Genomic DNA, 20,938 nt, shown 5'->3' on the forward strand with positions numbered 1-20,938 from the left:
CCACCGCGGCGCTGGCCGGCTGGCCGGCGGCGACCCGGGCCCCGGCCGCCGCTCCCGAGCCCGACTGGGACGCCATCGCCGCCTGCGAGTCGGGCGGCAACTGGAAGGCGAACACCGGCAACGGGTACTACGGCGGGCTGCAGTTCCGCCAGTCCAGCTGGATCGCCGCCGGCGGGCTGAAGTACGCGCCCCGGGCGGACAAGGCCACGCGGAAGCAGCAGATCGCCGTGGCGAAGCGGCTGGCCGCCCTGCAGGGCATGTCGGCCTGGGGCTGCGCCCGGTCCTCCCGTGCCTGATCCTCCCGTGCCCGGGACCCTCGCCCGGATCGGGCCGGCGGCGGCCGGCGACGCTCAGCAGAGCACGGCGAGCGCGCCGGGCAGGACCCGGGCGGTGACGGGCAGGACGGCCTCGACCTCGCCGTCGGCGCCGTAGGGCACGGGGCGGTCGGCCTCGATGCGGACCTGTCTGCCCCGCAGGACCCGCACCTCCGGGCGGTCGGTGTGCGCGCCGGTCCTCAGCTCGTTCATCAGGGCGAAGAAGAGCCGGCGCGGCGCGTGACGGATCATCACCACGTCGAGCAGGCCGTCGTCGACGCGGGCGCCGGGAGCGATCATGCGTCCGGAGCCGTAGTAGGGCGAGTTGGCGGCCACCACGGTGTAGCCGCGGTGGAGGTGCTCCTCCCCGTCGACGGTGACGCGGTAGCCGGCCGGCCGCCAGGTGGCGACGGCCCGCAGCCCGCCGGCGTAGTAGGAGGCGGCGCCGCGCAGCAGCCTGGAGCGGTTGGCGTACCGGTTGGCGAGCGCGTCGACGCCCGCGTACACACTGCCGAGGACGACGGTGCGCCGGTGGGCGGCCGACTCCACCTCGACGGTGTCGATCCGGCGCGGGGTGCCGTGCAGCAGGATCCCGGCCAGCTCGTCCGGGTCGGAGGGCAGTCCGAGGGCGCGGGCGAAGTCGTTGCCGCGGCCGGCCGGGACGAGTCCGAAGAGGGCGCCGGTGCCGCTGAGGGCCCCGCCGACACTGCCCGCGATGCCGTCGCCGCCCACGGCGAGGACGACACGGCCCCGCTGTCCGGCATGGCGGGCGAGGTCCTGGGCGTGGGCGAGGCTGCGGCTGTACTCGGTCTCCACGTCGGCGCCGGCCTCCCTCAGCACCCTGGCCACCCGCAGCAGCGCCGCGGCCCCGGCGGCTCCGCCCGCGGTGGGGTTGACGACGGCGGTGAACTGGCGCATCGGTGGGCCTCCGGGCGGAACGCGGGTCGGTGGTGGGGCAAGCAGAGGGTCGGCGGGTGTCAGTCGAGGGGCAGCAGGATGCCGGGGTTGAGCAGACCGGCCGGGTCCAGGCGCCGTTTGACGGCGCGCAGGGCCTCGACCCCGAGCGGGCCGGCCTCCCGGACGTACCCCTCGCGGTGGTCGGTGCCCACGCCGTGATGATGGCTGATGGTGCCGCCCGCGGCTCCGATCGCCTCGTTCGCGGCCCGCTTGGCGGGCGCCCAGTGGGCCACCGGGTCCTCGCCCTGGGCGCTGACCACGGTGAAGTACAGCGAGGCGCCGTTCTCGTAGACGTGCGAGATGTGGCACATCACCAGGGGCGGGGTGCCGGCCGCGGTGAGCGCGGTGGTGAGCGCCTCGCGGACGGCGGCGTACAGCCCGGGCAGACGGGACCAGAAGGCGGCGGTCTCCAGGGTCTCGACGAACGCGCCCGCGTCCAGCAGGGCGTCGCGCAGATAGGGCGCCGCGTAGCGGCCGTGGGCCCAGCGCTCGCCGGGCTCCTCGCCCAGGAAGGTGCCGCCGCACGCGCGCAGGACGTCCGCGGCGCGTTGTCTGCGGTGGGCGGTGTCCTCTTCGGCGCCCTCGTAGCCGACGATCGCCAGACAGCCGGTGTCCCGCCGGCTGCCGGGGGAGCCGATGGCGTCGGGCTGGGCGAGGCCGACCAGTGTCTCGGTCTCGTCGGACAGGCGCAGGACGGTCGGCCGCGGCCCGTCCTGGGCGAGCTTGCGCAGGGCGGTGGCGCCCTCCTCGAAGGAGGCGAAGCGCCAGCCCTCGTACAGGCGGGTCTGCGGCAGCGGGCGCAGCCGCACGGTCAGCGAGGTGATGACGCCGAAGGCCCCCTCGGAGCCGAGGACGAGCTGGCGCAGGTCCGGACCGGCCGCCGAGCGCGGGGCACGTCCGGCCTCGAGGGTGCCCTCGGGGGTGGCGAGGGTGAGGCCGAGCACCATCTCGTCGAAGCGGCCGTAGCCGGCGGAGGCCTGTCCGCTGGAGCGGGCGGCGGCGAATCCGCCGAGGGTGGCCCATTCGTAGGACTGGGGGAAGTGGCCGAGGGTGAAGCCGTGTTCGGCCAGCAGTGCCTCGGCCCGCGGGGCGCGCAGCCCGGGTTGCAGGGTGGCGGTGCGGGAGACCGGGTCGAGGGCGAGCAGCCGGTTCATGCGGCGCAGGTCCAGGGCGACGAAGGGGCGCCGCCGCTCGGGGGCGAGACCGCCGACGACGGAGGTGCCGCCGCCGAACGGGACGACGGCCAGGCCGTGCGCGGCGCAGGCGCGCAGGACGGCGAGCACCTCGTCGTGGTCCGCGGGAAGGACCACGGCCGCCGGGACGTCGGTGACGTCGCCGCGGCGGATCCGCAGCAGGTCGGGGGTGGACTTGCCGCGGGTGCGGCGGACGCGGGACTCGGGGTCGGTGCGGACGTGCTCGTCGCCGCCGACGGCCTCGCGCAGGGCGCGGCGGGCGGCGTCGGTCAGCGGTGAGGCGGGCACGGGAAGGGCGTCCAGGGCGACCGGTGCGGTGGCGCGGGGCCTGATGCCGAGCAGGTCGCGCAGCAGCCCGGTCACCGTGTCGGGCAGCGGTGTGGTCCTGGCCGGGTCGCCCCAGCCGTTCCACAGCATGTCCGGCACATCCGGCATGTTCATGAGCGTCGTTCCTCACCGGTCGTGGTCGAAGAGTGCCGCGGCGTCACGCCGTGGCGTTACACTGTGACACATGACGCCTATTCGTCACAATGGTGCGGCGGACCCGGTCCGCCCGGCCCCCGCGGCCCGCTCGGACGGCGACGCCGTGCTCGACGCCGTGCGCGACTGCGTCCTGGCGGTCGGGGTCCGCCGTACGACCCTGACCGACGTGGCCCGGCGGGCGGGCGTGTCCCGGATGACGCTGTACCGGCGCTGGCCCGATGTGCGCTCCCTGGTCGGCGATCTGATGACCCGGGAGTGGACCGAGGCGGCCGACCGGGCGATGCCCGAGCCCCGGCCCGGGACGGACACCCGGACGCGGCTGGTCGAGGGACTGGTGGCCGGGGTGAGGGAGTTCCGCGCCCACCCGCTCTTCCGCAAGATCGTCGACGTGGACCCCGAGCTGCTGCTCCCCTATGTGCTGGACCGGCGCGGAGCCAGCCAGGAGGCCCTGCTCGAACGGCTCGCCGGCCTTCTGCGCGAGGGGCACGCCGACGGATCGGTGCGCACGGGGCACGCCGGACGGCAGGCCCGGTCCCTGCTGCTGGTCGTCCAGTCCTTCGCCCTGTCGCTGCGCACGATGACCGACGAGGAGGACCCCGAGCTGAACGGCGAGGCGCTCCTCGCGGAACTGCGGACCCTCCTGGAGAGGACCCTGACGCCATGAGCTCCGGCAGCATCCCCGCCGCCGGGGGCGGCCGCACGCCCCCGGGCACCTCCCTCACCGCCGGGCGCCGGGCGCGCGAACTGGCCCGGACCGTCGGCGGCGAGACCGTGGACGTCCTGGTGGTCGGTCTCGGCGCGACCGGCGCCGGGGCCGCGCTGGACGCCGCGGCGCGGGGACTGAGCGTCGCCGCGATCGACGCCCACGACCTGGCCTTCGGCACCTCCCGGTGGAGCTCCAAGCTGGTCCACGGCGGGCTGCGCTATCTCGCGTCCGCGCAGTTCGGCGTCGCGCACGAGAGCGCGGTCGAACGCGGGGTGCTGATGGAGCGCACCGCTCCCCATCTGGTCGGCGCGCAGCCGTTCGTCCTGCCCCTCACCCCGCTGGTCCCGCGCCGTCAGGCCGCCCTGGCCCGGGCCGGTTTCCGTGCGGGCGACGGGCTGCGGCTGGCGGCGGGCACCGCCCGCGCCACACTGCCGGCGCCGCGCGGGCTCTCCGCGGTGGAGACCCGCCATCTCGCGCCCGCCGTGCGCCGCCCGGGTCTGCGCGGCGGTCTGCTGTCCTGGGACGGCCGGCTCACCGACGACGCCCGCCTGGTCACCGCGATCGCCCGTACGGCGGCGGGCCGCGGCGCGCGGATCCTGACCCGGGTGCGGGCCCTGGAACTGACCGGCTCAGGCGCCCGGGTGCGGGACGAACTGACCGGCGAGGAGGGCGAGATCAGGGCCCGTGCCGTGATCAACGCCGCCGGGGTGTGGGCGGGCGGCCTGGTGGACGGCATCCGGGTACGGCCCTCGCGCGGCACCCATCTCGTGCTGCGCGAGGGCCTGCTCGGTCCGCTGCCGGCCGGGCTGCACATCCCGGTGCCCGGGGAGACCAACCGCTTCGTGCTGGTGCTGCCGCAGGACGACGGCCGGGTCTACGTCGGGCTCACCGACGAACCCGTCGAGGGCGACGTCCCGGACGTGCCCGAGGTCCCCGAGTCCGACATCGGCTTCCTGCTCGACGTGCTGGCCTCCGCCCTGGAGGTCCCCGTCCGCCGCGAGGACGTGGCCGGCGCGTTCGCGGGCCTGCGTCCGCTGCTGGACACCGCCCCGGCGGCCGGGTCCGGCGCGGCACCGCGGACCGCGGACCTCTCCCGCAGGCATGCGGTGCTGACCTCCGCGGACGGCATGATCACCGTGGTCGGCGGCAAGCTGACCACCTACCGCCGGATGGCCGAGGACGCGGTCGACGCCGCCGTCGCCGTGCGCCGCCTGGCCGCGGGCCCCTCCCCCACGGCCGCCCTGCCGCTCGTCGGCGCCGCCTCGCCCCGGCTGCTGGCCGCTCTCCCGGCACCGCGCCGTCTGATCCGCCGCTACGGCACCGAGGCCCCGGCCGTCCACGCCCTGGGCGACCGGGACCCGCGGCTGCGCGAACCCGTCCTGGACGGCCACCCCGTCACCCGCGCCGAACTCGTCTGGGCCCTGCGCCACGAGGGCGCTCTCGACGCATCCGACCTCCTGGACCGCCGCACCCGCATCGGTCTGATCCCCTCGGACCGCGCAGCGGCCCTGCCGGTGGTGCAGGAGGCGGTGGGCGAGGTGCTGGGGGCACGGTGACCTCCCGCGGCCCGTCCCCCGTGCGCGACCGGCGCCGGCCGTCCCGCCGGCTCAGGCCGCCAGGGCCGAGCCCCCGGCGAGGCGGGTGAGGAGTTCGGCGCGGTGGAGGCCGGCCACCGGGGACACCAGGTCGGGGTGGCGCAGGAGGGCCGCCGCGCGGCGGTCGCTGTCGTCGGGGTCGAGCAGCCGGCGGAACTCGACCGGCACGGCCGAGGACGCGGCGAACTCGTCCACCGCGCGGCCGGCCAGGCCGGGGTCGGTGAGCAGGCAGGCGGCCCAGCTCGCGACGACCTCGTCGACCCAGGTGCGCCAGGCGTGGGCGTCCGGGCCGTCGGTCCCGGCGCCGTCCGCGCCGGTGATCCAGTCCAGGCGGGCGGAGCCTCCGGGGCCGGCCATCGTGACCAGTGCGGCGTCCATGGGCGTCGGGTAGCGCAGCCAGGCCGCGACCGTGACCGCCTGGCGTGCCTGCACCTCGCAGAGGGCGGCGGCGAGCGTACCGCCGGACGCGGGGTACGCGCTGGTCAGCCAGTGGGTGGTGGCGGCGATGAGCGGGGAGAGGTCTTCGTGCACTTCCGGACCGTTCACGCTGTTCACGGACAAAAAGGACGCGTAGAACGGTAGCTTCCGCCCCTCGGGAAGAAATATGACGCAGGTCCCCTTCGAGGTGTGGCCTCCACCACGTCCGTCAGGGGCGCGGCGCCGAAGGCGGCCCGTGCCCGCGGGGAGCGGTGCCGGCCGGGCCGGCAGGGCGGGCCTGGTGGGTCTCGCCCTCCCGCGACGGCCGTCCCCGACCGCTCCCCCACCTCCCGGAGCGGGGCGCTCGGAGTGTGCGCGCTGCGCTCCGTTACAGTGACGCGCCGACAAAAACGGGAGAGGGGAGATGTGGTGGGGACCAGGGCGGGGACGGCGTGGCGGGTCACGGCGGCCGTGGTGGCGCTGCTGGGCGGGATGCTGACGGCGTGTTCGGGGCCGTCGGAGTCGGCGGACGACACGGCTCCGGCCGCCGGCGCGTCCGCCACGGCGACGGGTGAGGCAACAGGTGGGGCGACGGGTGAGGCGACGAGCGGGGCGACCGCCGCCCGCAGCGGGGGCTCCGTCGGCGCCCGCGGTTCGGCCTGCGTCCTTCCCGTCACCTTCGACATCGCCGCGGACTGGAAGGCCAAGGCCGTGGACCGGCCGGCCGGTGACTCCTCCGCCACCGCGGAGATCACCGACGCGCTTCTGCGCCAGGGTCCGGTGACCGCCGCGTGCGAGATCGACGCCAAGCCCGCCGGGCACATCGGCTTCCTGCGCGTGTGGACCGGTGACCCGGACGCGGGTGACGCGCGTACGGTGCTGCGGGCCTTCGTGGCCGCCGAGGGCTCCGTGAGCAAGGAGACGTACCGCCCGTTCCGTGCGGGCGGGCTCGAGGGCGTCGAGGTCGAGTACGTCCGCACCGGCGAGCTCCTGGACGAGCCGAAGCAGGAACACGCCCTGGCCGTCAGCACCCCCAAGGGCCCGGTCGTCCTGCACCTGGGCGGCCTGGACACCGAGGAGCACCGGCAGATGCTCCCCGCCTACGAACTCGCCAAGAGGACCCTGCGGACCACCTGATCACCCGATCACCCCATCGCCTGATCACCTGACCATCCGGCCACCTGGCTGTCCGACGGTCCGATCACCCAGTCAGCCGACCGTCCGACCATCCAACCGTCCGATCACCTGACCGTCCGGTCGGCTGTCCGGCCGTCCGGCCCTCGGGGAGCGCCCCCGGTGCCGGCGGCCCGATGCGGTGCCGTTGGCTCAATGCGGTGCCGGCGGTGCGCGGTGCCCCTCGTACCCTGGGGGCCGTGCACATCTGTTTCGTCTGCAGCGGGAACATCTGCCGATCGCCGTCCGCCGCCCTGGTGTTCGCCGAGCATCTGCGCCGGGCCGGGCTGGAGGACGCGGTGCGGGTCAGCAGTGCGGGGATCGGCCCCTGGCATGTCGGGGAACCCATCGACGAGCGGTCCGGTGAGGCGCTGGCGCGGCGCGGCTATCCGGTCGAGCACGTGGCCGCGCAGATCGGGGCCGAGCATCTGGACGCCGATCTGTTCCTGGCCATGGACGGCGGCCACGACAAGGCGCTGCGGCGGCTCGTCGACGACCCCTCCCGGGTGCGGCTGCTGCGCTCCTTCGACCCGGAGGCGACCGGCGACCTCGATGTGCCCGACCCGTACTACGGCGGTCCGGAGGGGTTCGAAGAGGTGCTGGACATGATCGAGGCCGCGACGCCCGGTCTGCTCGCCTGGGTGCGCGAGCGTCTTGCCGCATGACCGGCCGGCCACCGGCCGGTGCCGGCGAGGACGACCCGGGTGCCGCGGCCGCCCGGCTGACCGGGCGTCGGGTGACCGGACGGCGCCCGCTGTCCGGGGCCGTCGCCGAGGTGACCCTCGACGACGGCCGGGTGGTCGTGGTCAAGCGCGGTGACGGTCCGGAGGCGACACGCGCCGAGGCCGCGGGGCTGCGCTGGCTCGCCGAGGCGGACGCGGTGCGGGTTCCCGCGGTGCACGGCCACGACCGGCACTGGCTGGTCACCGACCGGGTGCCGCGGGGCCGGCCGAGCCCGCGGGCGGCGGTCCGGTTCGGCCGTGATCTGGCCGCCCTGCACGCCGCCGGGGCGCCCGCGTTCGGCGCGCCGCCGCCCGGCGGCCCCCGGGAGGCGTACATCGGGCTCGCGCCGATGCGCAACGTCCCCGGCACCGACTGGCCGCAGTGGTACGCCGAGCACCGGGTGCTGCCCTATCTGCGCCGCGCGGTCGACGACGGCACCCTGCTGCCCGCCGAGGCGGCCGTGATCGAACGCGCCCTGGAGCGGCTGCCCGAGTGCGCCGGCCCCGCCGAACCGCCCGCGCGGCTCCACGGGGACCTGTGGAACGGCAATGTGCTGTGGGGCGCCGACGGCGAGGTCCGGCTGATCGACCCGGCCGCGCACGGCGGGCACCGGGAGACGGACCTGGCGATGCTCCACCTGTTCGGCTGCCCGCACCTGGACCGCGTGCTGGAGGGCTACCAGGAGGTCGCGCCGCTCGCCGACGGCTGGAGCGACCGCATCGGGCTGCACCAGCTCTTCCCGCTGCTGGTGCACACGGTGCTGTTCGGACGCGGATACGCCGCACAGGCGGTCGCGGCGGCCCGCGGTGCCGGCGGGTGACCCCGCGCGCACCGTCGTCCTCCACCAGCGGGCGAGGGTGTCCGGGGCCGTGCGCGCAACCCCGCTCGTCGCCGGAACGCGGCACCGCGCCGGGAGCGCCCTCGTGCACGATCGGGGCCTCCCCGCCGCCGTCCTCTCGCCCCGGCGGGTGCGGGAGTGTAGACAGGGCACATGGCCCGACTCCCGGGCCGCACCGGTCCCCGGTCGGCCCACCGCTTCGGCGACCGGCGCCCTCGGCCCGCGCCCGGTCCCGGCCGACGAGCACGCGAGCAGGGCGGGCGGTGGCGGCCGGCAGGGGACAGAGCGGCGCTGGGCGGGCGCAGTGTGGCCGGGCAGATGTTCCTGCTGCAGGTCGTCATCGTGCTGCTGCTGGTCGTGGCCGCAGTGGTGGCGCTGGTGCTGCAGGTGCGGCACGACAACGTCCAGGAGGCCCGCACCCGCTCCCTCGCCGTCGCCGGGGCGTTCGCCGACGCGCCGGGCACCCGTGAGGCGCTCGCCGCGCCCGACCCCACGGCGGTCCTGCAGCCGCGGGCCGAGGCCGCCCGCAAGGAGACGGGCGTCGACTTCGTCGTCGTGATGGACACCCGGGGGATCCGCTACACCCACCCCGAGCCGGACCGCATCGGCACAAAGTTCGTCGGCACCCTCCGGCCCGCGCTGAACGGCGGCACCGTCGTCGAGGAGGCCGACGGCACCATCGGCCCGCTGGTGCAGGCCGTCGTCCCGGTCGAGGCACCGGACGGAAAAGTGATGGGTCTGGTGTCGGCCGGCATCACCATCGAGAGCGTGGGCGGTCTCGCGGACCGGCAGCTGCCGGTCGTGCTGGGCGCCGCAGCCGTGGGGCTCGCCCTCGCCACGGCGGGAACGGCGCTGGTCAGCAGGCGGCTGCTGCGCCAGACCCATGGGCTGGGCCCGGGCGAGATGACCCGGATGTACGAGCACCACGACGCGGTGCTGCACTCCGTCCGTGAAGGCGTGCTCATCGTCGACGCCGGCGGACGGCTGCTGCTCGCCAACGACGAGGCGCGCCGTCTGCTCGGTCTGCCCGAGGACGCCGAGCAGCACCCTGTGCTCGACCTCGGGCTCGATCCCGGCACCGCCGGCCTGCTGGCCTCCGGCCGGACCGCCACCGACGAGGTGCACCTGGTCGGCGACCGGCTGCTGGCGATCAACCAGCGGCCCACGCACCTGGACGGCGGCCCGTCGGGCAGCGTGGCCACCCTGCGCGACTCCACGGAGCTGCGCGCTCTGTCCGGCCGGGCGGAGGAGGCCCGGAAACATCTCAGTCTGCTCCACGACGCCGGAGTGAGTGTCGGCACGACGCTGGACGTGACCCGGACCGCCGAGGAACTCGTCGAGGTGGTCGTTCCCCGCTTCGCGGACTGTGCCACCGTCGACCTGTACGACGCCGTGCCGGCCGGCGAGGACCCGGAGCCGGGGTCCGTGCTGCGACGGACGGCGTACGGCGGAGTCCGCGAGGACGCCCCGCTGCATCCGGTCGACGGGCGGATCCGCTTCGCGCCCTCCTCGCCGCAGGCGCACAGTCTCCGAACCCGCCGGCCGGTCCTCGAACCCCGCCTGGAGGCCGCTTTGGACCGGCGCGCCCAAAACCCCGGCAGCACCGAGCAGGTGCTGGAGGCCGGTCCCCACTCGCTGATCGCCGTGCCGGTACGGGCGGGCAATCTGCTGCTGGGCCTGGTCAGCTTCTGGCGGTCGCCCGGGAAGGAGCCCTTCGACGCCGACGAGCTCGCCCTGGCCGAGGAGCTGGTGGCGCGGGCCGCGGTCTCCATCGACAACGCCCGCCGCTACACCCGCGAGCACGGGCTGGCGGTCGCCCTGCAGCGCAGCCTGCTGCCGCGCAGTCTGCCCGAGCAGGACGCCCTGGAGATCGCCTACCGTTATCTGCCCGCGCAGGCGGGCGTGGGCGGGGACTGGTTCGACGTCCTGCCGCTGTCCGGGGCGCGGGTCGCGCTCGTCGTCGGGGACGTGGTCGGACACGGGCTGTACGCCGCGGCCACGATGGGACGGCTGCGGACCGCGGTCAGCAACTTCTCCGCCCTGGACCTGCCGCCCGAGGAACTGCTGGGGCTGCTGGACGAGCTGGTCGCCCGCATCGACCAGGACGAGAGGGCGGACGGCGCCGACGCCCCCGTGACCGGCGCGAGCTGTCTGTACGCGATCTACGATCCGGTCTCCCGGCGCTGTGCCGTGGCCCGCGCCGGTCATCCGCCTCCCGCGGTGATCGCACCGGACGGCGGTGTGACCTTCCCCGAGGTGCCCGCCGGCCCTCCGCTCGGGCTGGGCGGACTGCCGTTCGAGACGGCCGAGCTGGAACTCGCGGAGGGCAGCCGGCTGGTGCTGTACACCGACGGGCTGGTGGAGAGCCGGGAGCAGGACATCGACACCGGTCTCGAGGCGCTGCGCACCGCGCTGTCCTCGGCCGGCGCGTCGCCCGAGGAGACGTGCCGGGCCGTGCTGGAAGCCCGGAGGCCGTTCCGGCCGGGCGACGACATCGCGCTGCTCGTCGCCCGCACCCGGGCCCTGGGTCCCGACCGGGTCGCCGAGTGGGACGTGCCGGGCGATCCGGCGGCCGTCGCGGACGTGCGCGCCGCGCTGGGCCGGCAGCTGGACCGGTGGGGGCTTCAGGAGCTGGCGTTCACCACCGAGCTGATCCTCAGCGAGCTGGTCACCAACGCGATCCGCCACGGCGCCGAGCCCATCCGGGTACGGGTGCTGCGCGACCGCGCCCTGATCTGCGAGGTCTTCGACAGCAGCAGCACCTCGCCGCATCTGCGCCACGCCGCCAGTACGGACGAGGGCGGCCGCGGGCTGTTCCTCGTCGCCGGGATGAGCGAGCGGTGGGGCACCCGCTCCCTGCCTCCGGGCAAGGTCATCTGGGCCGAGCAGCCCCTCCCGGCACCGGCCGGCGACCGCACCGGCTGAGGCACGGCACACCGGCCCGCTTTCCCCTCCCCCGTCCTCGGCGGGTCCGGGCCGGTCGGGCGGGCTTCTCGGCCTTCGCCGCCGGTGCGCGCCGGGCGCCTTCCCGCGCCCCGGCGGCGCACGGTGTCGGGCGCACGGTGCCGACAGTGTCAGCCGAGCGCCCGGTCGAGGTTGTAGGCGGCGCTGATCAGCGACAGATGGGTGAACGCCTGCGGGAAGTTGCCCTGCTGCTCGCCGGTGGGGCCGATCTCCTCGGCGTACAGGCCGAGGTGGTTGGCGTAGGTGAGCATCTTCTCGAAGGCGAGGCGGGCCTCGTCGAGGCGGCCGGCCCGGGTGAGGGCCTCCACGTACCAGAACGAGCAGATGGAGAACGTGCCCTCGTCACCGCGCAGCCCGTCGGGGCTGGCCTGCGGGTCGTAGCGGTAGACGAGCGAGTCGGAGACCAGGTCCTCGGTCAGCGCGTCCAGGGTGGACAGCCACTTGGGGTCGGTGGGCGCGATGAACTTCGCCAGCGGCATCATCAGGACGGCGGCGTCGAGCACGTCCCCGTTCTCGCACTGCACGAAGGCCTGCCGCCTCTCGGACCAGCCTCGGTTCATGATGCGGCGGTAGATGGCGTCCCGGCTCTCCCGCCAGCGCACCAGGTCGGCGGGCAGACCACGGTGGGTGGCCAGCCGGATGGCGCGTTCGACGGCCACCCAGCACATCAGGCGGGAGTACAGGAAGTTCCTCCTGCCGCCCCGGGTCTCCCACACGCCCTCGTCGGGCTGGTCCCAGTTCTCGCAGACCCACTCCACCAGTGCGGACACGTCGTCCCACTGGCCGCTGGAGATCGGCTGGGCCCACTTGTCGTAGAGGTAGACGGAGTCGATCAGGGCGCCGTAGATGTCGAGCTGGAGCTGGTCGGCGGCGGCGTTGCCGACCCGTACGGGGGCGGAGCCGAAGTGTCCCTCCAGGTGCGAGAGCTCCCGCTCGGGCAGGTCGGTGCGGCCGTCGATGCCGTACATGACCTGCAACGGGCCGGTGCCCTTGCCGTCGCCGGGGCTGATGTGCCGGGTCAGGAACCGCATGAACGCCTCGGCCTCACCGGCGAAGCCGAGCCGCAGCAGCGCGTAGACGGCGAACGCGGCGTCGCGCACCCAGACGTAGCGGTAGTCCCAGTTGCGCTCGCCGCCGATCCGCTCCGGCAGGCTGGTGGTGGGCGCGGCGACGATGGCGCCGGTCGGGGCGTAGGTGAGCAGCTTCAGGGTGAGGGCGGAGCGGTGGACCATCTCCCGCCAGCGGCCGCGGTAGCGGGACTGGGCGAGCCAGCGGCGCCAGTAGGCGACCGTCGCGGCGAACTGCTCCTCGGCCTCGGCATGGGCGCACCGCCGCGGGGCCACGGCGCCGCCGACCTGGTCCAGGGCGAAGACGGCCGACTCGCCCTCGGCGAGCTTGAACTCCGCCCGCAGGTCGGACCCGTCGGCCTCCAGGGGCACGGTGGCCGTCAGGGAGAGGGCGAGCCCGGCGGACTCGAACAGGGCGGTGCGGCCCTCCAGGCGGAGGTTGTGGGGGTCGGCGCCGTAGTTGAAGCGGGGCGCCACCCGGGCCCGGAACGGCAGGGTGCCGCGGACGCACAGCACCCGGCGGATGAGCCGGTGCCGTTCGGCCTCGACGGGTTCCTGGTGGTCCGCGGTCACCGGCATGAAGTCCTGCACCTCGCCGACGCCGTCCTCGGTGAAGAACCGGGTGATCAGCACATTGGTGTCGGGGAAGTAGAACTGCTTGGTGCGGGCCGACTCGACCGCGGCGAGTTCGAAGCAGCCGCCGCGCTCGGCGTCCAGGACGGAGGCGAAGACGCTCGGGGCGTCGAAGGAGGGGCAGCAGTACCAGTCGATCGTGCCGTCGGTGCCGACGAGGGCGACGGTGCGCAGATCGCCGATCAGACCGTGGTCGGCGATCGGCACACAGCAGGGGGCGCCCTGCCCGGGCTGCCGGTTTCGGGTGTCGGCCATCGCGGCGCCTCCCTTCCCGCTCTTCCAGCTTAGGAGTGAGCGCGGGAATGGCGGATTGGTGCGGGTGGGGTTCCCCGGTGCGGGTGGGAACGGCAGATCTCCGGTGCGGGGCGGGTGCCTCTGCCGTGTGGTGGGTTCCTTCCGGATGCAGGGTTCGGCCCGGCGGGCAATCGTAGGAGAAGGTCCCGCGTCCCGCAGCGCGGAAGCCACCGTCCGGCGGATCCGAGCGGGGACCCCGTCGGCTCCAAGGAGGACACATGTCGACGTCACAGCCCGATGCATCTCGCACGCCGGGGGATCGTTGCACCCCCGACCGCCTCCTGCACGCCCGTACCGGCACCGAGGTCTCCCCCGAGGACGTGGTGCTGGCCGCGGGGCGTGACCTCACCCCACGCAACCTGGAGTGGGCCAAGCGCAAGCTCGAAGCGGAGGGTCCGGCCGCCCTGGACAAGCTGCTGCCTTGAGAACCGGGGTGCCGTTCGGACCGGGCCGGCTCCCGTGGGAGCGATGTCCTGCCACCGGGCCGAACGGGGTCCGCACGGCGCCCCGGGTCGTCGTGCCCGAGCCCGTGCGCGCGGCGTGCGGGCCTCGGGCCGAAGGAGGCCGGATCCCCGGGGTTCCGGCCTCCTCTCCATCGGGTTCTCCATCGGGCCGGCTGCGGCGGACGACCGGTTCAGGGGGTGTTCCCGGGGCCGTTCAGGGCAGCGTGTCGTCGTCGACGACGTGGACGGCGGCCTCCTCCGCGGTGGCGGCTCCCGCGTCGATGCCCCGGTCGGTGGCGATCTCCTCCCCGGTGGTGTCGGGGTGGGCGCCCTCGTCGGGGGCGACGAGGCGGCCGGCGCGGTCCGTGCCCGCCTCGGGGTCGGCCGGTTCGCCCTCGCCGCCGGGCAGGTCGCCCACGGCGCCGCCCTGCGACTCGCCCGCATCGGGCTGTTCCTGGGCCAGCCGCTGGTCGAGGCTCTCGCCCTCGTGCTGTTCGGCGGCCGTCGTGCCGTACTTGGTGACGCCCAGCGGTTTCTCCGGCGGGGAATAGCCCTCGTCGAGGATGTCGTCGTAGGTCCGCTCGTCCACCGCGTTCTGCAGGTCCAGTGGCGCGGCGTCCTCCTGTTCCTCGTTGCCTCCGGTGGGCTGGTGGACGTCGTCGGCCATGGGGTCGGTGCTCACGGGGTCCTCCTCGCGGCGGCTGGAGCGGTCGGCGTGCCGTGATCCGCGTTTCCCGTGAGCCCCGGTCCAATCCCCGTGCGGCCTTCCTCATGGCCGGTGCCGTGGTCCTCGTGGCCGCCGCCGGGCCGGCCGAGGGGGACGCGCCGGGCGTCCGAAAGCGCCACCGGGGTGCCCGTTTGCTGGTGTCATGAGCGTCATGAGTGTCATGAAGCCGGCTCGGCACAGGAACGTCGTCGTCCTCGCGGGCGGCATCGGACTCGGCGCGTGGGCGGCGTTCGCCGTGCTCTGCCTGGTCGTCGACGGCCGCGGCACACCCCTGCCCGTGGACGACGCCCTGCTGTCCTGGTCCCTCGGCCATCGCCCGGAGGTGGCGGTGGCCGTGGCCCGCGGACTGACCGCGACCGGTACGGATGCCTTCCCGTATCTGCTCGTCGTGCTGGCCGGCCTCGTCGTCGGCCGTACGGCCCGGCAGCGTATGGCCGCGGCGGCCCTGGGTCTGGTCTGTCTGGTGGCGGGACAGGCCGCGCGTCACGGTGTGCTCGAGCTGGTCGCCCGTTCGCGCCCGCCCCGGCAGGAGTGGCTGACCCACGCCTCGAACTGGTCGTTCCCGTCCGGGCACGCCACCACCTCCGCGCTCGTCGCCGGACTGGTGATCCTGGCGATGGTCGTGCGCGCCCCGCACGGTCGTACGGCGATCTGTCTCGTCGTCGGCTGCTGGGGCGCGCTGGTGGGGCTGACCCGGGTGTATCTCGGGGTGCACTGGTTCACCGATGTGGTCGGCGGCTGGCTGTTCGCCGTCGGCTGGCTCGGCGTGTGCCTGGGTGCGGCGGCCCGGTGGCTGCCCGTCCGTCTCGTGGCCGGCCCGGGACCAAAGCGGCCGGACGACCGGGAGGCGGTGGCCGGGAAGGAGAGCGCCGGCCGCCCGCGGGAGGACTCCCACGGGTCCGGCGGGAGTCGCCGGGAAGGCGCCCGTGGTGCCCGGCACGGCGGGCGGCGCGCAGAGGCCCGGCCCCCGGAAGCACACCGTGCGGAGGCACAGCGCACGGAGGACGCGGAAGCCCGGCCCACCCAGGCACCGTGAGCACGCGTCATGAGTACGCACCGTGGGCACGGCGGCGGGCGGCACGGCCTCACGGACCGGCGTCGCCCTGTGCCCGGGGGCCGAGGTACAGGCGCAGGTCGCCCGACCGGTGGGAGGGCCAGGTGCGGGCGTAGGCGGGCGGGGCGCCGTCAAGGGGGGTGAGGGTGGCGACCGGCAGCCGCCGGGCGGTCCGTTCGATGTCCGCCCGGGTGGTGTTGGCGTTGGGCCCGTCGGTCGCGGCGGAGCCGCAGCCGGTGTAGAAGGCGATGGGGATGGCCTCCTCGCCGGTGAGCAGACAGGGCGGGCGCACCCCGAGGCGGTGCAGGTCGGCGGCGATGCCGGCCCAGACCCGGCGGTCGGCGGTGGTGCGCTGGACGGTGTGGGTGAGGACGGCGTACTGCACGACCAGATGCCCGGCGAGGCCGAGGGCGACCAGGGACAGGGCCAGGGGGCGCCACTGGCCGTCGGGTTTCCTGACGAGGTGGACGAGGGCGTCGGCGACCGGGATCGCGAGCAGGGCGTAGGCGGGCAGCAGGAAGCGCGGGGCCGCGTATCCGATCAGGAACAGGTACGGGAAGGCGGCCGTGGCGGCGCAGGCCAGGGCCACCAGGGTGGGCAGGGCCCGCCGGGCGCGCAGGGCCACGGCGAGGCCCAGCACGGCGAGCAGCGGCAGGACGTACCACCAGGCGGTGACCGCCGGGTGGGGCATCGCCCCGGTGCAGGGGCGGCACAGGGTGCGTCCGCCCAGGCTGCGCAACTGGTCGGCCACGGCGAAGTGCCAGCCCAGGCCGCCCTGGATGGCCGAGCCGTCGGACAGCCGCCGCAGCAGACCGCCGTAACCGGTGTGGGCCTCGATCACCCAGGGGGCGGAGCCGGCCGCCACTCCGGCGAGCAGGGCGGCGAGCGGCCTCCCGTGGCGTCCGAGCGCGGCGAGCACGAGCAGCGGCAGGACGACCCAGACCGCGTCCATGGGGCGCATCAGCGCCATGAAGGCGGCGGCGCCGGCCAGGCCTCCCAGTGCCGCGCGGTCGCGCCGGTCGTGCCGTACGCGCAGAAAACAGCCCGCGCAGGCCAGGGCGCCGATGGCGACCCAGTAGTTGGGCATGGCCTGCGGGCCGTAGAACAGCGTCACCCACAGGGTGGCGAACAGGGCGCCGGCGAGGGCCAGGACGCGCGGCGGGAAGGCGTGCCGCCACACGCGCAGCGCCAGGTACAGGGCGAGACCGGAGAGCACCGCGAGGTAGACGCGCAGCAGCGCGGTGGACGAGGACCAGGAGGCGACCGGTGCGACGAGCCAGGAGATGCCGCGGGCGCGCGGGGCGCTGAAGAAGGCGGCCGGTGCGTGCGGGCTGACCTGGCTGACGTAGACGGTCTCGTCCCAGCCGAGGCCCATGCCGGGGCGGACCAGGAGGAGTTGGGCGAGGGTGAAGGCGGCGGCCACCGCCGCGAGAAGGGCCTCGCCGTGCTCCCGGCCACCGCGGCGGGAGCCGGACGGTGGTCCGGATCGCCGTGTCCCGGCGAGTACGGCGTGCGCACTGTCGGCCATCTCCACCCCTCACCCCTGTACGCACCGGAATGGTCCGGGAGACGACCGGGGAACGCCCTGGAGGCATCCACGGAACGTCCAGGAACTCCAGGAGACGTCCAGGAGACATCGAGAGAACTACCAGCAGGAAGCAGGAATAAAACAGCGGAAACAGGAACAAGCTACCCCGTGTTGGGCTTGTGTGCCGGGCGGAATGCCTCCGGACGCCCGACTCCCTACACGCTGTAAGGTTGAGGGCATGGCTGGCAGAGGGCCTCACGGCAGGACGAGACGACGCGGCTCGGGAGAGCTGGAGAGCGAGGTCCTCGCTGCCCTGTGGGCCACGGAACGGCCCCTGACGCCGTCCGAGATCCAGTCGGAGATCGGCGGCCTGGCCTACAACACCGTGCACACCATCCTCAAACGCCTTCACGACAAGGGCCTGGTGCTGCGCGAGGCGGACGGAAGGCGGGGCGCCTACCGGCCCACGAAGAGCGCGGCGGAGCTGACCGCGCAGGCGATGCACGACGCCCTGGAGCGGGGCCCGGACCCGGCCGCCGCCCTGCGGCAGTTCGTGACCGGGCTGAGCCCCGAGCAGGAGCGGACCCTGCGCGATCTGCTCACCGGCCGCGGCGTGTGACGCCCGCCGTCCGCTTCCCGGGGCCGAAGCGGGTGTTGGGCTTGCGGTGCGGGGGCTGTTCCGGGGCGGGCCGGTGCACGGGGGGCGGGACCGGACGGTCCACGGGGGTGTCCGGCCGGAGCGCGACCGGGGTTCCGTGGTGGCGGATCGTCAGGGGCGGTCCGTCCAGCAGGGCGTACGCGGCGCTCTGCCGGGTGATCTCCACCCGCAGCCGCCGCCCGCGGAACAGCAGCCTGAAGGCGAGGCGGCTGAACTTCTCCGGCAGCCGCGGCGCGAACTCCAGTGTCCCGCCGGCTCTGCGGGCGCCGCCGAATCCGGCCACCAGCGCCATCCAGGTACCGGCCAGCGACGCGATGTGCAGCCCGTCGCGGGTGTTGTGCTCCAGGTCCTCCAGGTCCATCAGGGCCGCCTCGGCCGTGTAGTCGTAGGCGAGGCGCAGATGCCCCGCCTGGGCGGCGATGACGGCCTGGACGCAGGCCGACAGCGAGGAGTCCCGCACGGTCAGCGGCTCGTAGTAGGCGAAGTTGCGGGCGATGTGCGCGTCGTCGAACTCGGCGCTGCAGGTGTACATCGCCAGCACCAGGTCGGCCTGTTTGACCACCTGCTTGCGGTACAGGTCGAAGTAGGGGAAGTGCAGCATCAGCGGGTACTGGTCGGCGCGGGTGCCGGCGAAGTCCCAGCGCTGGTAGCGGGTGAAGCCCGCGTGCTGTTCGTGCACGCGCAGTTCGGCGTTGTACGGGATGTGCATGGCCTCGGCGGCGTCCCGCCAGGAGGCGCTCTCCTCGCTGTCGGCGCCGAGGCGCTCCGCCTCCTTCGGGTGGCGTTCGACGGCCCGGGCGGCGGCCAGCAGATTCGCGCGGGCCATCAGGTTGGTGTACGTGTTGTCGTCGGCGAGCGCGCTGTACTCGTCGGGGCCGGTGACGCCGTCGATGTGGAAGACGCCGCGGTGGTCGTGGTGGCCGAGCGAGCGCCACAGACGGGCGGTCTCCACGAGCAGTTCGAGCCCGGTGTCGCGTTCGAAGTCCTCGTCGCCGGTGGTCTCGGTGTAGTGCACCACCGCGTGCGCGATGCCGGCGTTCACATGGAAGGCGGCCGTCCCGGCGGGCCAGTACGCCGACCCTTCCCGGCCCTCGATGGTCCGCCAGGGGAACGCGGCGCCGCGCAGCCCCAGTTGGGCCGCGCGCTCCCGGGCCGCGGGCAGGGTGCTCTGCCGCCAGCGCAGCGCCTCGGCCACGGCCTCCGGCAGGGTGTGGGCCAGCACGGGCAGCACGAACATCTCGGTGTCCCAGAAGGCGTGCCCGTCGTAGCCGGATCCGGTCAGCCCCTTGGCGGGGATCGCCCGCTGCTCGGCGCGGGCCCCGGCCTGCAGCACATGGAAGAGACCGAAGCGGACGGCCTGCTGGATCTCCTCGTCGCCGTCCACCTCGACGTCGGCGCATGCCCAGAAGTCGTCGAGACAGGCCCGCTGCTCGTCGGCCAGACGGGCCCAGCCGCCGTCCCCTGCGGCCACCAGGGCGGCGTCCACCTGGGCGCTCATCGCCGGCAGGGAGCGGGTGCTGGACCAGCCGTGGGCGACGAACTTCTCCACCCGCAGCTTCTGCCCCGGCTCCAGGACGGAGCCGATCGTCAGCCGTGCCAGGTCGGGGTGGCTCTCGCAGACGGTCGTGGTCGGCTCGGGACCGGTGACGACATGGTCGGCGGCCACGGCCACCCTGAGGCCGCTGTGCCGGGTGCGGTGCACCAGACGCAATCGGTGGCCGTGGGCGAAGTCCTGCTCGGGCCGCAGCGGGGACTGCAGGACCGACGCCGCCCGCGGGTCGCCGCCGGACGGGGGCAGCTGCTCGTTGGCCACCAGCTCCGACTGGACGACCACGCGCGCCCGGCGGTCGACCGCCTCCACCTCGTAGGCCACCGCGGCGATGGAACGCTGGGTGAGGGAGACCATCCGGGTGGCGCGCACCCGGATCCGGGTCCCGGCCGGCGAGCACCACTCGCAGACCCGCTCCATCACCCCGCGGCGCAGGTCGAGGACGCGCTCGTGGGAGACGAGCCGGCCGTAGCGCAGGTCGAACGGCTCGTCGTCGACGAGCAGCCGCAGCACCTTGCCGTTGGTGATGTTGATGACGGTCCGGCCGGACTCGGGGTAGCCGTAGCCGGCCTCCGCGTACGGCAGCGGGTGCACCTCGTACACGCCGTTGAGGTAGGAGCCGGGCAGGCCGTGCGGTTCGCCCTCGTCGAGGTTGCCGCGCCAGCCGACGTGCCCGTTGGACAGCGCGAAGAGGGACTCGCTCTGGGCGAGGACGTCGAGGTTGAGTTCCGTCTCGCGCACGCGCCACGGCTCGACGGCGTACGCCCCGTGGACGATCATGCGGCACCTCCCGCGGCGAGGAGGTCGGCGAGGTCCTCGACGACCACGTCGGCGCCGTGCGCGTACAGGGCGTCGCGCTGCCCGACGCGGTCGACACCGACGACGTATCCGAAGCGGCCCGAGCGGCCCGCCTCCATGCCGGCCAGCGCGTCCTCGAAGACGGCGGCCCGCCCGGGGGCGGCGCCGAGGTCGTGGGCGGCGGCCAGGAAGGTGTCGGGGTGGGGCTTGCCGGGCAGCGCGCGCTCACGGGCGACCACTCCGTCGACGCAGACGTCGAAGAGGTGCTCGGCGCCGATGGAGCGCAGGACGTCACGGGCGTTCGCGCTGGAGGAGACGAGCGCGGTCCTCAGTCCCGCGGCCCGGACGGCCTCGATGTAGCGGAGCGTGCCCTCGTACGGCTCCACGCCCCCCGCACGGATCCTCTGCAGCAGGAGTGCGTTCTTGCGGTTGCCGATCCCGTGGACCGTCCGCGCGTCGGGCGGGTCGTCCGGGCTGCCCTCGGGCAGCCGGATGCCGCGGGAGGCGAGGAAGGTGCGCACCCCGTCCGCGCGGGGGCGTCCGTCGACGTACTCGTCGTAGTCGGCGACCGGGTCGAACGGCCGGAAGTCCGCGCCCTCCCGTTCCCGCAGGAACGCGTCGAACGTCTCCTTCCAGGCGGCCGCGTGCACCGTGGCCGTTCTGGTGACCACCCCGTCCAGGTCGAAGAGGCACGCCGTGATGTCATCGGGCAGACCGAACCGTGTCATACCGGGCACTCTTCCCCGTGCGGCGGCTTCGCGGGGGCGCCGGGCTCCGTATGCGGCGCACTTTCCGGCAGACGGGTGAGCGCGACCAGCCGGTGG

Annotated in this window: 18 protein-coding genes; 10 read left to right on the top strand and 8 right to left on the bottom strand. The window is 74.8% G+C overall.

The genetic code is table 11. The annotated features are described in order from the left end of the window. Nucleotides 1-11 precede the first annotated feature (11 nt). Nucleotides 12-296 (top strand): transglycosylase family protein, encoded by a 285-nt coding sequence (locus ABD224_RS19355; RefSeq protein ID WP_344051656.1) that lies wholly within the window; start codon nt 12-14, stop codon nt 294-296. A 54-nt stretch (nt 297-350) separates the two neighbouring features. Here ABD224_RS19355 and ABD224_RS19360 read toward each other — a convergent pair whose 3' ends face one another. After that, on the bottom strand, nt 351-1,232 hold the full coding sequence (locus ABD224_RS19360; RefSeq protein ID WP_344051540.1) for a diacylglycerol/lipid kinase family protein: 882 nt from the start codon (nt 1,230-1,232) through the stop codon (nt 351-353). A 59-nt stretch (nt 1,233-1,291) separates the two neighbouring features. Continuing rightward, a complete protein-coding gene (locus ABD224_RS19365; protein ID WP_344051658.1) occupies nt 1,292-2,881 on the bottom strand; it encodes an FAD-binding oxidoreductase in 1,590 nt (529 codons plus the stop codon). 94 nt (nt 2,882-2,975) lie between these two features. On the opposite strand from ABD224_RS19365, the gene ABD224_RS19370 reads away from it, so the two are divergent. Together ABD224_RS19370 and ABD224_RS19375 are read left to right on the top strand one after the other, a co-directional pair. Continuing rightward, nucleotides 2,976-3,611 carry a TetR/AcrR family transcriptional regulator gene (locus ABD224_RS19370; RefSeq protein ID WP_344051542.1) on the top strand — a complete coding sequence of 212 codons (636 nt, stop codon included), beginning with the start codon at nt 2,976-2,978 and terminating at the stop codon, nt 3,609-3,611. Further along, nucleotides 3,608-5,209: a glycerol-3-phosphate dehydrogenase/oxidase gene (locus tag ABD224_RS19375; RefSeq protein ID WP_344051544.1), complete on the top strand. Its 1,602-nt coding sequence runs from the start codon at nt 3,608-3,610 to the stop codon at nt 5,207-5,209. Before ABD224_RS19370 ends, ABD224_RS19375 begins: the two co-directional genes overlap by 4 nt. A gap of 51 nt (nt 5,210-5,260) precedes the next feature. Here ABD224_RS19375 and ABD224_RS19380 read toward each other — a convergent pair whose 3' ends face one another. Next, on the bottom strand, nt 5,261-5,779 hold the full coding sequence (locus ABD224_RS19380) for a tudor domain-containing protein (protein ID WP_344051546.1): 519 nt from the start codon (nt 5,777-5,779) through the stop codon (nt 5,261-5,263). Nucleotides 5,780-6,094: 315 nt separating this feature from the next. Between ABD224_RS19380 and ABD224_RS19385 the strand changes: the two genes are divergently transcribed. The 4 genes from ABD224_RS19385 (at nt 6,095) to ABD224_RS19400 (ending at nt 11,324) form a co-directional block, all read left to right on the top strand. Beyond that, nucleotides 6,095-6,802 carry a lipoprotein gene (locus ABD224_RS19385; protein WP_425581012.1) on the top strand — a complete coding sequence of 236 codons (708 nt, stop codon included), beginning with the start codon at nt 6,095-6,097 and terminating at the stop codon, nt 6,800-6,802. A 236-nt stretch (nt 6,803-7,038) separates the two neighbouring features. Beyond that, entirely contained in the window at nt 7,039-7,503 is a 465-nt protein-coding gene (locus ABD224_RS19390; RefSeq protein ID WP_086793612.1) for a low molecular weight protein-tyrosine-phosphatase, read from the top strand. Continuing rightward, the gene (locus ABD224_RS19395) at nt 7,500-8,381 is read left to right on the top strand and encodes a fructosamine kinase family protein (RefSeq protein WP_344051549.1); all 882 of its coding nucleotides are present in this window, start codon (nt 7,500-7,502) and stop codon (nt 8,379-8,381) included. Before ABD224_RS19390 ends, ABD224_RS19395 begins: the two co-directional genes overlap by 4 nt. 171 nt (nt 8,382-8,552) lie before the next feature. After that, nucleotides 8,553-11,324, top strand: coding sequence for a SpoIIE family protein phosphatase (locus ABD224_RS19400; RefSeq protein WP_344051551.1), 2,772 nt, complete (start codon nt 8,553-8,555; stop codon nt 11,322-11,324). A 149-nt stretch (nt 11,325-11,473) separates the two neighbouring features. On the opposite strand, the gene ABD224_RS19405 is transcribed toward ABD224_RS19400, so the two are convergent. Then, nucleotides 11,474-13,318 (bottom strand): glycoside hydrolase family 15 protein, encoded by a 1,845-nt coding sequence (locus tag ABD224_RS19405; RefSeq protein ID WP_344051553.1) that lies wholly within the window; start codon nt 13,316-13,318, stop codon nt 11,474-11,476. A 257-nt stretch (nt 13,319-13,575) separates the two neighbouring features. Between ABD224_RS19405 and ABD224_RS19410 the strand changes: the two genes are divergently transcribed. Beyond that, nucleotides 13,576-13,782, top strand: a complete 207-nt coding sequence (locus ABD224_RS19410; RefSeq protein ID WP_344051555.1) for a hypothetical protein — start codon at nt 13,576-13,578, stop codon at nt 13,780-13,782. Nucleotides 13,783-14,014: 232 nt separating this feature from the next. Here ABD224_RS19410 and ABD224_RS19415 read toward each other — a convergent pair whose 3' ends face one another. Beyond that, nucleotides 14,015-14,482 (bottom strand): DUF5709 domain-containing protein, encoded by a 468-nt coding sequence (locus ABD224_RS19415; protein WP_344051557.1) that lies wholly within the window; start codon nt 14,480-14,482, stop codon nt 14,015-14,017. A 187-nt stretch (nt 14,483-14,669) separates the two neighbouring features. Here ABD224_RS19415 and ABD224_RS19420 point away from each other — a divergent pair, with 187 nt between their 5' ends. Continuing rightward, entirely contained in the window at nt 14,670-15,563 is an 894-nt protein-coding gene (locus tag ABD224_RS19420; protein WP_425581014.1) for a phosphatase PAP2 family protein, read from the top strand. Between the two features lie 49 nt (nt 15,564-15,612). Here ABD224_RS19420 and ABD224_RS19425 read toward each other — a convergent pair whose 3' ends face one another. Then, entirely contained in the window at nt 15,613-17,109 is a 1,497-nt protein-coding gene (locus tag ABD224_RS19425; protein WP_344051559.1) for a hypothetical protein, read from the bottom strand. Nucleotides 17,110-17,347: 238 nt separating this feature from the next. Between ABD224_RS19425 and ABD224_RS19430 the strand changes: the two genes are divergently transcribed. Beyond that, a complete protein-coding gene (locus tag ABD224_RS19430) occupies nt 17,348-17,728 on the top strand; it encodes a BlaI/MecI/CopY family transcriptional regulator (protein WP_344051561.1) in 381 nt (126 codons plus the stop codon). Here the strand turns inward: ABD224_RS19430 and ABD224_RS19435 are convergent. Both ABD224_RS19435 and ABD224_RS19440 read right to left on the bottom strand, forming a co-directional pair. Next, nucleotides 17,709-20,096, bottom strand: a complete 2,388-nt coding sequence (locus ABD224_RS19435) for a glycoside hydrolase family 65 protein (protein WP_344051563.1) — start codon at nt 20,094-20,096, stop codon at nt 17,709-17,711. The two genes, ABD224_RS19430 and ABD224_RS19435, sit on opposite strands and share 20 nt — an antisense overlap. Then, entirely contained in the window at nt 20,093-20,842 is a 750-nt protein-coding gene (locus tag ABD224_RS19440; RefSeq protein ID WP_344051565.1) for a beta-phosphoglucomutase family hydrolase, read from the bottom strand. Before ABD224_RS19440 ends, ABD224_RS19435 begins: the two co-directional genes overlap by 4 nt. Nucleotides 20,843-20,938 lie beyond the last annotated feature (96 nt).

This window comes from Streptomyces thermoalcalitolerans, assembly GCF_039525155.1.
Classification (GTDB): domain Bacteria; phylum Actinomycetota; class Actinomycetes; order Streptomycetales; family Streptomycetaceae; genus Streptomyces; species Streptomyces thermovulgaris.

What these genes read in the sequence shown, in the direction of transcription:
- ABD224_RS19440 (WP_344051565.1), bottom strand. Translation starts at nt 20,842, where the DNA reads ATGACACGGTTCGGTCTGCCCGATGACATCACGGCGTGCCTCTTCGAC.
- ABD224_RS19365 (WP_344051658.1), bottom strand. Translation starts at nt 2,881, where the DNA reads ATGCTGTGGAACGGCTGGGGCGACCCGGCCAGGACCACACCGCTGCCC.
- ABD224_RS19435 (WP_344051563.1), bottom strand. Translation starts at nt 20,096, where the DNA reads ATGATCGTCCACGGGGCGTACGCCGTCGAGCCGTGGCGCGTGCGCGAG.
- ABD224_RS19375 (WP_344051544.1), top strand. Translation starts at nt 3,608, where the DNA reads ATGAGCTCCGGCAGCATCCCCGCCGCCGGGGGCGGCCGCACGCCCCCG.
- ABD224_RS19360 (WP_344051540.1), bottom strand. Translation starts at nt 1,232, where the DNA reads ATGCGCCAGTTCACCGCCGTCGTCAACCCCACCGCGGGCGGAGCCGCC.
- ABD224_RS19405 (WP_344051553.1), bottom strand. Translation starts at nt 13,318, where the DNA reads ATGGCCGACACCCGAAACCGGCAGCCCGGGCAGGGCGCCCCCTGCTGT.
- ABD224_RS19410 (WP_344051555.1), top strand. Translation starts at nt 13,576, where the DNA reads ATGTCGACGTCACAGCCCGATGCATCTCGCACGCCGGGGGATCGTTGC.
- ABD224_RS19430 (WP_344051561.1), top strand. Translation starts at nt 17,348, where the DNA reads ATGGCTGGCAGAGGGCCTCACGGCAGGACGAGACGACGCGGCTCGGGA.
- ABD224_RS19420 (WP_425581014.1), top strand. Translation starts at nt 14,670, where the DNA reads ATGAGCGTCATGAGTGTCATGAAGCCGGCTCGGCACAGGAACGTCGTC.
- ABD224_RS19395 (WP_344051549.1), top strand. Translation starts at nt 7,500, where the DNA reads ATGACCGGCCGGCCACCGGCCGGTGCCGGCGAGGACGACCCGGGTGCC.
- ABD224_RS19425 (WP_344051559.1), bottom strand. Translation starts at nt 17,109, where the DNA reads ATGGCCGACAGTGCGCACGCCGTACTCGCCGGGACACGGCGATCCGGA.
- ABD224_RS19400 (WP_344051551.1), top strand. Translation starts at nt 8,553, where the DNA reads ATGGCCCGACTCCCGGGCCGCACCGGTCCCCGGTCGGCCCACCGCTTC.
- ABD224_RS19370 (WP_344051542.1), top strand. Translation starts at nt 2,976, where the DNA reads ATGACGCCTATTCGTCACAATGGTGCGGCGGACCCGGTCCGCCCGGCC.